This window comes from Nostoc flagelliforme FACHB-838 (assembly GCF_014698065.1).
In the GTDB taxonomy this organism is placed as follows: domain Bacteria; phylum Cyanobacteriota; class Cyanobacteriia; order Cyanobacteriales; family Nostocaceae; genus Nostoc; species Nostoc flagelliforme_B.
Map to the genome: position 1 here is coordinate 96817 of NZ_JACJSI010000017.1, position 13195 is coordinate 110011.

At 40.3% G+C, this 13195-nt stretch carries 9 protein-coding genes and 1 pseudogene; all 10 read left to right on the forward strand.

The window, feature by feature from the left end; genetic code table 11:
- Nucleotides 1-55: 55 nt before the first annotated feature.
- A complete protein-coding gene (gene hepC / locus H6G97_RS11725) occupies nucleotides 56-784 on the forward strand; it encodes a heterocyst development glycosyltransferase HepC (RefSeq protein WP_190940780.1) in 729 nt (242 codons plus the stop codon).
- 252 nt (nucleotides 785-1036) lie between these two features.
- On the forward strand, nucleotides 1037-2878 hold the full coding sequence (gene hepA, locus H6G97_RS11730) for a heterocyst formation ABC transporter subunit HepA (protein WP_190940793.1): 1842 nt from the start codon (nucleotides 1037-1039) through the stop codon (nucleotides 2876-2878).
- A gap of 61 nt (nucleotides 2879-2939) precedes the next feature.
- The gene (locus tag H6G97_RS11735) at nucleotides 2940-3779 is read left to right on the forward strand and encodes a hypothetical protein (RefSeq protein WP_190940781.1); all 840 of its coding nucleotides are present in this window, start codon (nucleotides 2940-2942) and stop codon (nucleotides 3777-3779) included.
- Nucleotides 3780-3847: 68 nt separating this feature from the next.
- Complete coding sequence (locus H6G97_RS11740; protein ID WP_190940782.1) at nucleotides 3848-5035, forward strand: glycosyltransferase family 4 protein; 1188 nt, start codon at nucleotides 3848-3850, stop codon at nucleotides 5033-5035.
- 83 nt (nucleotides 5036-5118) lie between these two features.
- Nucleotides 5119-6111 (forward strand): glycosyltransferase family 2 protein, encoded by a 993-nt coding sequence (locus H6G97_RS11745; protein ID WP_190940783.1) that lies wholly within the window; start codon nucleotides 5119-5121, stop codon nucleotides 6109-6111.
- 294 nt (nucleotides 6112-6405) lie between these two features.
- On the forward strand, nucleotides 6406-7629 hold the full coding sequence (locus H6G97_RS11750; RefSeq protein WP_190940784.1) for a glycosyltransferase family 4 protein: 1224 nt from the start codon (nucleotides 6406-6408) through the stop codon (nucleotides 7627-7629).
- Nucleotides 7547-8476, forward strand: coding sequence for a glycosyltransferase family 2 protein (locus H6G97_RS11755; RefSeq protein WP_190940785.1), 930 nt, complete (start codon nucleotides 7547-7549; stop codon nucleotides 8474-8476). The genes H6G97_RS11750 and H6G97_RS11755 overlap by 83 nt, the downstream gene beginning before the upstream one ends.
- 164 nt (nucleotides 8477-8640) lie before the next feature.
- Nucleotides 8641-10107, forward strand: coding sequence for an O-antigen ligase domain-containing protein (locus tag H6G97_RS11760; protein WP_190940786.1), 1467 nt, complete (start codon nucleotides 8641-8643; stop codon nucleotides 10105-10107).
- Nucleotides 10108-10142: 35 nt separating this feature from the next.
- Nucleotides 10143-11264: a glycosyltransferase family 4 protein gene (locus H6G97_RS11765; protein WP_190940787.1), complete on the forward strand. Its 1122-nt coding sequence runs from the start codon at nucleotides 10143-10145 to the stop codon at nucleotides 11262-11264.
- A 405-nt stretch (nucleotides 11265-11669) separates the two neighbouring features.
- Nucleotides 11670-12972 (forward strand): annotated as a pseudogene (locus tag H6G97_RS11770) (ATP-binding protein).
- Nucleotides 12973-13195 lie beyond the last annotated feature (223 nt).

A 13195-nucleotide genomic window follows, 5' to 3' on the forward strand; every position in this document is an offset into this window, starting at 1 on the left:
TTGATAGCCTTTGATAACTCCTCAACAATTCACTCCTGTATAATCCCAAAGACTTATGACAAGTTCAATAATTCCAACTCTACAAAGTTTATATGATGTAACCCAGGAACACCAAGATAATCGTGGGTACTGCACACTCCAGTGGCGGCGGGGTAAGCTTTTGGTGAAGCCACTTGGACGAGTTAAACAACCATATCTACCTTCATTAGATAGTAAGCGATCGCTAGTAGAATGCTTACAACATTCTCCTGTAACTTTGGTGAGCATAGATCCGAAATTGGGTGAGCCTTTGTTGAGGTTTTGGGCAGATGCGTGTGAAGAAGCTCAAAAACCAATATTCATCAGCATACCCGCTGGCAATAAACTGGCTAACCAACCCTGGAGACACTTGCAACGACTAATTGATTGGATTGCTGCTTTCCTATTGCTGCTGTTAGTAAGTCCAGTGATGTTGGGATTGATTATATTAATGAGGGTTTACTCACCAGGATCACTCTTTTGTCGTGATTGGCGTGTTGGAGAACGGGGTAAACTTTTTCGGGCAATTAAGTTTTGCACAACGACAAAGCACAACATTACACCATTAGGGCGTTGGATGCATAAATACGGTCTTGATAATTTGCCCCAGTTATTTAATGTATTGCAAGGTGACATTAGTTTGACCGGATCTTATTGTTGGACTTTGGAAGATGCAATACAGCTAAATCAACGACCAGAAATTACAACTTCATGGGAAGTAGAGGCACAGTCTCACCTGTTACATCTAGATAGCCAAACACTGTAATTTATCTGTGTGGTAATTGTTGATTTCATCTACCACACTTGAGCGAAAACAAAATTGCTCACGTAGCATCCATAGAGCAATATAGTTCAGTTAAGTCTTTCTTCCTTTGCATTCTTCTCTAACGAGACACTACGCGTAATTTGCTTCTTCGTAGAAGTATGCAATTCGCTAAAAAATAAAAGTTAAGCCTTAGCTAAACCGTATTGCTCTATAGCAGCTTATCTACCTTGCCAAACTATTATGATAAAATCCATGCATTTCCAGCTTCCTCAACCACTCAGTAATCTGCTCAAAGCTACTAGCTTGTGGCAGGAGAACTATTTGATATTGCGAGAATTCAAACACTTCCGCAAAATTGCAATTTTAGCTGTGGTATTTTCAATTTTGGCGGCAACATTTGAGGGTGTGAGTATTGGTTTTTTACTTTCATTCTTGCAAAGCTTGACTAGCCCCAGCGCTCAACCTGTTCAAACAGGAATAGAATGGTTTGATATTTGGATTTTGGGAGCTAAAACATCAGCAATTAATCGTCTTTACCGCGTATCTTTACTGATTTTATTGAGTACCTGGTTACGCGCTACCTTCAATTATTTTTCTCAAGTCTATACTGAGCTATCTCAACTAAATCTTGGCGATCGCTTACGTAAGCAAATTTTTGAACAGTTACAATCTTTATCGCTAAGTTATTTTTCTACAACTCGTTCTGGTGAACTGATTAACACAATCACTACAGAGATTGAAAGAATTAGGCAAGGTTTTAGTAGCGGAGCCTTTTTAATGACTAGAGGGTTAACAACCCTTGTCTACTTAATATCAATGTTTTTGATATCATGGCAACTGACACTAATTTCAGCATTGTTATTTACCCTTTTAGGTGTAGGATTATCCAATCTAAATGCCAGAGTCAGAGAATCGAGTTTTGGCATGACAACTGCGAATGCTAATTTTACATCAACAGCCGTAGAATTTATTAATGGTATTCGCACTGTTCACACCTGTGGTACTCAAGAATTTGAGCGCCAGCGTTTCTACAAAGCTAGCGACAAAATAGTAAGCACTACAACAAAAGTTGTGTTCACTTGGACAATTGTCAAGCCAATTGCTGAAGGAGTAGCTACTACGGTATTGGTTGGGATGATTATTTTGGCATTCACTAGCCTAGTTACTAATGGAACGCTACAAGTTGCTTCTTTACTAACATTTTTCTTTGTACTATTTCGTTTTATTCCATTTGTTCAAGACATTAATGGCACAAGAGCATTCCTTAGTACTTTACATGGTTCAGCAGATAACGTCAAAAAACTTTTAAAAAGTGACGAAAAAGATTATTTTCAAAATGGCACAATCAAGTTTAATTCTTTAAAAAGATCAATAAACTTAGTATCTGTAGATTTTGGCTACGACAATCAAAACTTAGTGCTGCATAATATTACCTTAACCATTGAAAAAGGAAAAATGACAGCATTAGTCGGAGCATCTGGTGCTGGTAAAACAACCCTTGCTGATTTAATTCCCCGATTTTATAATGCTACAGATGGATATCTTTACATTGATGAAATAGATGTGCGACAGTTTGAAATTAACTCCCTACGGCGTAAAATAGCTGTCGTCAGTCAAGATACTTTCATCTTCAATACTGATGTTTGGCAAAATATTGCTTATGGTACTCCAGAAGCCACTAATGAGGAAATTCAAGAAGCAGCTAAACTAGCGAATGCACTGGAATTTATTTTGGAAATGCCTGAAGGTTTTAACACCCAATTGGGAGATAGAGGTGTTAGGTTATCTGGAGGACAAAGACAGCGAATTGCTATTGCGCGTGCTTTGCTAAGGAACCCAGAAATTTTGATTTTAGATGAAGCAACTAGCGCCTTAGATTCTGTATCTGAGCGATTAATTCAAGATTCATTAGAAAGACTATCTGTGGGAAAAACAGTAATTGCGATCGCTCACCGTCTTTCTACTATTGCTAAAGCAGATAAAGTTGTAGTTTTAGAACATGGACGGATAGTAGAACAAGGTAAATATCAAGAGCTTCTAGAACTCAAAGGTAAGCTTTGGGAGTATCACAATATGCAATATAACAATTCGTAATTTGTAAATTATGAATTCATTATCTTGGTCAATCGCTTATAGTTTTAACAAGGAAAAGTAAATGGTAAATCTAGGCTATCACGCTGCTAAAATTCAGGGTAAGTTTAATCGCTCTCTATATAAAGCAGCCGTTTCTCAGATTGTAAACATCCCGATTAAACAAACTCGGCAAGTTCCCATAAGTGTCTATGCTTTCTCATGTGAACGCGATTTGCCAGAACAAGTGGCAAGTATTCGCTCTTTTATTCGTCATGTGGGTATTCCAGATACATTCACCGTAGTTTCTGATGGCAGCTACACTGATTCTAGTTGTAATTTACTCCGCCGGATCAATCGCTGCGTTCAAGTAATACCTTTACAAAACTTCCTGAGAACAGATTTACCTCAATGTGCTTTTGATTATGCCCAACTGCATCCACTGGGCAAAAAATTATTGGCATTAATGTCAATTCCTATTAACGGGACTACGATTTACACTGATTCCGATATTTTATTTTTCCCTGGCGGAATTGACTTAATTAATTTGAGTAAGTCGGACGAAAAATATTCTCTTTATCTACCTGATTGTTCTATGTCACTAGATGAGCGAATTATTTATGATGATTCGGAAAAATTAAATCCAGTAAATGGCGGATTTATATTATTTAGGCATGAATTTGACTGGAGTTTTGCTATTGAACGTTTAGCAAATCTTCAAGAAGCTCCTACTTATTTTACTGAACAAACAATTGTTCATTTGACAATGCACTACAATCATGGTGAGCCTTTATGCACAAAAAAATATGTTCTCAATGTAGAAGATCAGTTCATATATGCAGATAAATCTGAAAGTAAAAACATTGCTCTCAGGCATTATGTGAATGATGTGAGACATAAATTCTGGTTTAACGTTGGCATATAAGTTGGTAAAATCAAGCCTCTATTTAGATGAGGAATGTAATTAGTAATAACGTAAAAAAATGGTGGTTAATGCTTAACTTAATCAATGATGCCAAGCGAAATAATGAACTATTGCATAGGGATACTTTTGAAGAAGACCTGATTTATCAATGCTCAAATTTTGAGGTAGGCGGGAGCGGAGGTGTGGAAACTTATTTAGCTTCTCTGTTTGAACATCGACCGCCTGATGTTAGCGATCGCGTGATAAAATCGCTTAAGAATGTTGACCAAAGCCAGTTTCAACTGCTACACATCCACAGCCCAGATTTGCTATTAGAACTTACAGGCGAATGTCCTGCCATCTTCAGCGTTCATAATCACTCATTGTATTGTCCTAGTGGCACAAAATATTTAGCAGGGTCGCGGACAATCTGCGATCGCAACTTTTCTTACTTAGGATGTACTTGGGGTAAGTTAGTAGATAAATGCGGTAGCCGTAAACCATTAAGAACTCTTAGAGAACTTCAAAACACTCATCAATTATTAGATGTATTAAAAAAGATAAAAATTACTTTTGTTGCTAATAGCGAATATGTACGGCAACAATTGATTCAAAATGGTGTACCTTCTGAGCAAACTGTAACACTACACTGTGGAATTTCTGTACCAGAAACAGAAACTGCACCTCTAAGTTTACAAATCCACCAAAATCATAGAATTTTGTTCGCTGGACGAATTGTTTCTGATAAAGGTTTAGAATGGTTGCTCAAAACCTTAATACATACAGACCCGCATATTCAGCTTGATATCGCAGGCGAAGGCTGGGAACGGCCCCGCTTAGAAAAGTTAGCAAACACCCTTGGATTGATTAACCGAATCACTTGGCATGGTTGGTGCGATCCTGAAAAAATAAATAAACTTTATCAACAGTGTTTTGCTGTCATTTTCCCCAGCGTTTGGCCTGAACCCGCAGGTCTTGTAACTCTAGAAGCTTATGCTCACTATCGACCTGTAATTGGTAGCACTGTCGGAGGAATTCCCGAACATTTAAAAGATGGAGAAACGGGTATTCTTGTTCCAGGTAATGATATCCAAAAGCTGGCTAATGCTATTAATGAATTATATGGAGATTATCAAAAAAGCCGATACATGGGCGAACAAGGTCATGCTTTATTGATAAAGGAATTTACAATGTCTGCTCATGTAAATAATCTCCGAGCAATTTATGCAAAAGCAATAGCTGAATCTCCTTCTAGAGCTAAAAAGCTATATATATAGCATTCTTCAAGTTACATAAAGTAACTTTGACCAAAATATCAAATGGTGCATCTTTTAATGAGAAAAAATTAAGAGAGAAAAATATGTCTTTACTTCAAGAATCCCAACAACCTTTAGTCAGCGTTATTATCCCTACTTATAATAGACCAGAGTATCTCAAGCTAGCGATCGCTAGCGCTATTAAACAAACTTATCAGAATATTGAAATTATTGTTTCTGATAATTGTAGTTCAGAAAATATTCAAGCCCTTGTCGCATCTTTTGGCGATTCACGCATCAGATTTTGGCGGCATCAGCAGAATGTGGGTATGTTAGCTAATCAGCAGCATGGCTTCAAGATAGCGCGAGGTAAGTATTGTGCTAGTCTCCATGACGATGATATTTGGAATGAAGACTTTTTAGCAAAGTTAATACCACCACTAGAAGCAAATCCTGATTTAATTATCGCTTTTTGTGACCAATATATTATAGATGCTCAGGGTAGAATTAATAATATTGGAACTGAACAAAATACACGCGCCTACAAGCGGAATAAATTAGCAAAAGGAATTTATCAACCTTTTTATAAAATTGGGTTAATAGATAAAAGCATACCAGCTGCGGCAGCTTGTGTGATTCGCAACAATTTTGTAGATTGGGATAGTATTCCTTCACAAGTTGGCGGGATGTGGGATTTATATTTAACCTACCTTTGCTGTATATCTGGTCATGGTGCTTACTACCATCCCGAAAGACTGACGCAATATCGTGCCCATGAACAAACTGATACTATGCTCAGTGGTGGTAGAGATTTACAGGCAAAAATTCGCAAAGCGAAAAGCGAAATGTTTTGTTATCAAGTCTTTATGGAAGATACTCGTCTAAAAGAGTTTAAACATTATTTTCAACAGAAATGGTTAGAAGCTAATACCACTTTGGGAATTGGTTTACTACGAAGTGAACAAATAGCAGCAGCACGTCCCTATTTTTGGCAGGCGTTAAATAAACAAAAATTTAATCCCCGAACTGTGGCAGCACTTGGTCTTAGTTTTACTCCGCGTTTTTTAGCAAGTAAGTTAATCAAAACATCTAAATAATAGAGCAACAGCTAGTCCGCATACTCCTTTGGAGAAGCAAGCTACGCGCAGCGCCTTGTAGAGACATCGGGCAGTTTTCCTCTATCTTAAACTGCCCAATCCCTCCTGCCTTATACCATTTAACTTTAATAATGATACAAACACGCTGGTAAGGGCTTGTCTTTGCCATGCCTCTACGATAAATCTATATGTATCAGGATTTTCGTGAATTGGTATTACTCGATAGAAATAAGATGATTTTTGATTCTTATTTAGTGCCTTTGTATAAATTTATCTAATTAAGAAAAATAGGATATGAAACTTTGTATTGTCACTCATAAAATTAAAAAAGGTGATGGTCAGGGACGGGTAAACTATGAAGCTGTCCAAGAAGCAATTCGTCATGGACATGAACTGACATTGTTGGCGAGTGAAATTGCACCAGAACTGGAAAAAAATAGTCAAGTTAATTGGATTTCAATTCCAGTTAAAAACTATCCTACAGAATTTATACGTAATTTAATGTTTGCTCAAAAAAGTGCAGATTGGTTGCGTAAAAATCGCTCTAGCATTGATTTAGTTAAAGTCAATGGAGCAATTAACATGGCTGCGGCTGATGTGAATGCTGTACATTTTGTCCACAGTTCATGGTTGCGATCGCCTGTTCATATTTCCCGCAACCGCCGTGATTTGTATGGTTTTTACCAGTGGCTATTTACGGCTTTTAATGCGCGTTGGGAAAAACAGGCTTTCCAAAGAGCTAAGGTTGTTGTGGCTGTATCGGAAAAAGTAGCCCAGGAATTAGTCAGCATTGGTGTACCGCGTTCTCGGATTCGGGTAATTGTCAATGGCGTAGACTTAGAAGAGTTTGCCCCTCGTGAAAGCGTAGGCGTAGCCCAACCTAGTCATCGCCAAAAATTAGGTTTACCGCAGAACGTCACCCTAGCACTCTTCGCTGGAGACATCCGCACACGCAGAAAGAATTTAGATACAGTCTTACACGCCTTGGCAAAAGTTCCCGATTTGCATCTGGCGGTGGTCGGTCGTGTAGAAGGTAGTCCCTTCCCGCAACTAGCGGCTTCTTTGGGGTTAACTGAACGTGTGCATTTTATCGGATATCGACTTGATATCTCGGAAATTATGCGATCAGTAGATTTATTTGTTTTTCCTTCCCGATACGAAGCTTGCACCCTCGTATTGTTAGAAGCACTTTCTTCAGGATTGCCAGTAATTACTGCCACAGCTACCGGAGGTGCAGAGTTGGTGACACCAGAATGTGGCATCGTCTTACCTGACTCAGATGATGTCGATGCTTTAGCTGTGGCGTTGATGTCTTTGGTGAGCGATTCCGCCCTGATGCAACAGATGGGTAAAGCAGCTCGCTCTGTGGCAGAACAATATAGCTGGACTACTATGGCAAAAACTTATGTGGATTTATTCGAGGAGTTAAGCAAGAATGCGGAACACCGTTCTCATACCAACTTATCGCCGTCCACAAGACCTCTCACGCTGCCTTTTGGCGCTACAAAAACAAACTAAACCCGTTGATCAGGTGATAGTGGTTGTCCGCGATACGGATACAGAAACTTGGCAATTTTTGGCGCAATACACAACGCACAATTTGCCATTGCATACCGTGAAAGTGGCAGAACCTGGGGTAGTAGCAGCACTCAACGCCGGACTTGCAGTAGTGGAAGGCGATATTGTTTCTATTACTGATGATGATGCCGCACCTCACTCGGATTGGTTAGAGCGCATTGCCGCTCACTTCATCTGTGATAGTTGCATTGGCGGTCTTGGTGGGCGTGATTGGGTACACCACGGCAGCAAATTAGAAGACGAGTCTCGTCCATTAGTCGGGCGGTTACAGTGGTTTGGGCGAGTGATTGGCAACCATCACCTGGGAGTGGGAGAACCCCGCGAAGTTGATATTCTCAAGGGCGTGAACATGAGTTTTCGTACCCAAGCAATCGGACAAATGCGCTTTGATGAGCGGATGCGTGGTACTGGAGCGCAGGTACATTTTGAAATGGCATTCACTCTGGCATTAAAGCGGGCTGGTTGGAAGATAATTTATGATCCTAACGTTGCTGTAGATCATTATCCAGCACAACGTTTTGACGAAGATCAGCGAAATAACTTTAATGAAATTGCCTTTATTAATTTAGTCCATAATGAAACCTTAGCTTTATTAGAACATTTGCCATTTATTCGCCGGATTGTATTTTTGTTTTGGGCAGTATTCGTGGGTACATCCGATAGTTTGGGTTTAGTACAATGGCTGAGATTTTTACCTAGTCAAGGGCAGTTGGCAGGGAAAAAGTTGCTGGCATCGTGGCGTGGGCGTTGGCAAGGATATAAACAATTCGTAATTCGTAATTCGTAATTCGTAATTAAAAATGAATTCAATTTCTTGTTATCTCTAGTACAACATGGCGTAAATAAAGCAACTATTTCAAATAGTTCCAAAGCCTGTCTTCTCAGCTTTTTGACTTTTGACTTCCGCCTTGCAGTACTAGTTAGATTGATAAATCCAAAATCGAAAATTGAATGAATTCTAGACAGATACTTTTCAATAGTTTTTTACAAGAAAACTATTCTCCCGAAGAGCGATCGCTACAGGGTTGGATGGCGATCGCAGGCTTTATATTACTAACTGTAGTTTGCTATTTTGCTGGTGCTACTGCCGCCTTGCGCCTAATTTACCCGGTGACAGCTTTAATAGTAGCCATATTTTTATACTTGCGGCATCCCATTCTCTACATTAGCTTTACCTGGTGGATCTGGTTTCTCACACCTTTAGCTACTCGCTTAGTTGACTATCGAGTCGGCTGGGACGCTACCCGTCAAATGCTTATAGCACCCTACTTAGTGGTGTTTATAACCATAGCAACCTTCTTACGACACTTTCCCCGCGCCTCTCGCCAAGGGGGTTTGCCGTTTGTTTTGGCTTTTATCGGAGTGTTCTATGGCTTTCTAGTCGGTCTGATTTACAACCAACCGATCCCTGTAGCACGCGGTTTACTAGATTGGCTCAGTCCGATTATCTTCGCTTTTCACTTATTTAGTAACTGGCGAGATTACCCCAGTTATCGCCAGAATATTCAGCGAACATTCCTCTGGTGTGTGTTAATTTTAGGAACTTATGGCGTATATCAATTTGTGGTAGCTCCTGAGTGGGATAGATACTGGCTTATAGAATCAAAATTATTCACAAGTTCGGGAAACCCTGCACCTTTCGAGATGCGCGTCTGGAGTACATTGCACTCAGTCGGCCCCTTTGGTTCTGTCATGCAGGCTGGATTGCTATTGTTATTTACTAGTTCAGCAAGTTTAATTCTTCCTGCTTCAGCTGTTGGTTATTTGTCCTTTTTGTTGACACAAGCACGTACTAATTGGGGGGGCTGGTTATTTGGAATAATTTTGATTATAGGTTCAGTCAAAGCCAGAATTCAAATGCGCTTAATTACCATAATTGTGGTTATGGCAATTTGTGTTGTGCCATTAACAACTATCGAACCAATTTCTGGCGTTGTCGCAGCCCGTTTAGAAACTTTTTCTAATCTTGAAGATGATAATAGCTTTAAAGATAGATCGGGAAGTTATGACAGAAACCTGGGTTTAGCTCTTTCTAATGGTCTAGGTAATGGCTTAGGAAATATTTGGAAAGTCAACGAAAAAACTGGTCAGATTGAAGTCGTGGTAATTGATAGTGGCATTTTAGATATGTTTTTCACCCTTGGTTGGTTTGGAGCCATCTTTTATATGGGTGGATTAATCTTGTTAATTATCAGCGTTAGCGGCTATGGTGAAGGTCGTTTCGATAGCTTTATCAGTGCTGCCCGTGCCATCGGCATTAGTTCCGCTGCACAATTAATTATCGGTAGCGGTATGTTGAGCGTAGCAGGCATGATTCTTTGGGGATTTTTAGCTATGGCTATGGCAGGGCATAAGTACTATACCAATCCTCAAATACCCTCCAACACCCACAACTTCTCTAAGAAGTCGAGAATCTGATTAATCTTACAACTTAAATAGGACTGATATAAATTATGAAAGTAATTATTGTAATGCCATTAGCCGAGCAACGAGGCGGTGGTGAAATGATGCTTTGGGATTTGCTACAGCAAGGACGTAATGCTGGTGTTGAGTGGCTGGTGATATTTTTAAAGCACGGCCCGATGGTCGAAGAAGTAAAGTCTCTTGGTATTGATGCGCGAGTTGTGGAAAGCGGACGCTTACGCCAAATCCACCGTTTTATTGGCGCTGTTTTTCAGATAGCTGCGATCGCTCGCCGCGAACGTGCAGATATAATTGTCAATTGGATGTGGATCACACATATCTCTGGAGGTTTGGCGGCGATGCTGGCGGGCTTGCCTGCTGTGTGGTATCAACTAGAAGTACCTAGTGACAAAACTTGGTTGGTGCGACTCGCTACTTTAATTCCAGCACAGGCAATTATCACCCTCTCGCAAGATGGTAAGCAAGCACAGGCAGAAATTTGGCCTCATAGACCAACACCTTTAGTTTATCCTGGTGTTGCACTAGATCGATTCGAGCCTAACGCTTTACCTTCTTGTGAAGAAGCACGGCGGAAACTGGGCTTACCTTTACATGGGCCGTTGATTGGAATTGTTGGACGATTGCAACGATGGAAAGGTATGCACGTACTGGTACAAGCAATGCCCAAAATTTTACAGAAGTATCCCGATGCCCATTGTCTGGTAGTTGGCGGTAAACACGATTTAGAACCAGAATACGAAGACTTCTTAAAAACAGAAATTGCCACTTTAGGCTTGAAAGAGCAGGTAATTATGGCTGGACTACAGCGTAATATCCCAGAGTGGGTGCAGGCAATGGATGTATTTGTTCATGCATCAGATAAAGAACCCTTTGGGATTGTGATTATTGAGGCGATGGCCCTGGGTAAACCTGTGATTGCTGGCGATGCAGGCGGCCCAACAGAGATTATTACCGATGGCATGAATGGATTATTAACACCTTACGGCGATGCAGATAAATTAGCGATCGCAATTCTCCGCTATCTTGACGAGCAAGAATTTGCTCAGAATGCAGGAATGGCTGCTAGGCAACGTGCCCTCGATTTTTCAACGCAGAACTATGCTCAAAACTTGATTAATGCAATTCGTTCTGCAATACCAAGTGTTTCTTAAGTTATAGCGATTATCTGTGAGGTTGTTTAGAACTAGTTGTCTCACCAAAGTTGATTTTGTGTAACTTCACAAATAATTAGGATTAATGTAGAGACGTTGTATTGCAACGTCTCTACTTACAGCGTATTTCAGGTAAATAAAGTACATGGGTAGGGGCACAACATATTGTGCCCCTACGATTATCTGTACCTCACCAAGTTGCAATCTACTTATGTGTGTGTCCTTGCATTTTCGCTATAACGCTGAAAATATATCGAATGCCACTAAGTGAGGTAATGAACCATTTGCCATCCTTTGAGCAAAAGCAAAAATTTTCCGAAATATCTAGATGCAAAGATGTAAATAACTTTATCCTTTGGCACAAGGATATGTTAATACAATACGAGATAGTTGCACTACCAGGTTATGTCCATAGATTTACGGGAATTTTATCAGGCTAGCGATCCCAGCAGAACTCTGTTTGTCAACAGTAGCTCTGATGGCAAGTATTACATAGATTTTTCCTCAGTCCGAGGCGGGGATATTCTTGGCAAGCTGAAGCAGAAGATTACTTTTTTTAAGCCGAATGAACCCACTTGCACTTTATTTACTGGGCATATTGGTTGTGGGAAATCGACAGAACTATTAAGGTTACAAGCAGAACTGGAAAAATTAGGCTTTCATGTCGTCTATTTTGAGTCCAGCGACGATTTGGAAATCACTGATGTCGATATTGCTGATGTGCTGCTAGCGATCGCTCGTCGTGTAAGTCAAAGTCTGGATAAAATTACTCTAGAGTCAACCCAACAAGTTTAATGAGTTGCTGCAAGGTGCTTGGAAGGTCTTAAACTCCGAGGTGACGGGGGCAAAAGTAAAGGTTCCGGTGGTTGGAGATGTCGGTTTATCCGCAGATAAAGAAAAGCTTTCTTTGTCTATGGGCATTGGTGAAATCACCGCGAAGATGAAAAATGACCCAACCCTGCGAGAAAAACTCAATCAGTATTTAGCACCGCAAAAAACTAAGCTGTTGGAAGCGATTAATCAAGAATTATTGGAACCTGCGATCGCTAAACTCAAACAGCAGGGTAAAAATGGTCTAGTGGTAATTGTCGATAATCTTGACCGCATAGATAATCGTGTCAAACCTTGGGGGCGTCCGCAGCAAGAATATTTATTTGTCGACCAGGGTGAGTTTTTGACGAAGCTGAATTGTTATCTCATCTACACCATGCCCTTGTCTTTGAAGTTTTCCAACGATTACGGAATGCTGACTCAGCGTTTCCCAGAAGACCCCAAAGTGTTACCAATGGTTCCTATACAATGGGCTGATGGCAGTGTTCATACAGAGGGAATGTCACTCATGCAGCAGATGGTACTAGCAAGAGCTTTTCCTGACATGACACCAGAGGAGCGTTTAAATAAAGTTACCGAAATTTTTGATAGTGCTGCTAGCCTAGAGCGTTTGTGTAAAATGAGCGGTGGTCATGTGCGGGATGTGCTGAGGCTGCTGAATACTTGGATTATGGAAGAAATGAGTCTTCCCCTAACCCGTGAAACCTTAGAGCAAGTGATTCGTTCTCGGCGGAATGAAATCATGTTGCCGATTTCTGAGGATGAGTGGCAATTGTTACGTCATGTCAAACAAAAGAAAAAGGTGAGTGATGACCAGGGATATCAAAAACTGATCCGCAGTCGGTTTGTGTTTGAATATCGGGATAGTCAGGGTTAGCGCGTCTCAAACCCTATTGACAAGCGGACTTACCTGATCAGCAGTCAAGTTAGAAACAAAGTGCCACTATCCAGGCTAGGGTAAGATTTAATCCATCTAGCCCCAAGGTTCGAGTAATGCCAGCAGGATTTAAGAATAAGAAAAGTAAAACCAAAGCATCTTTTACACCCTTCATAGATAGCTTTGAGATTACCAATAAATTTCAGGAATACTTCACAAAAAT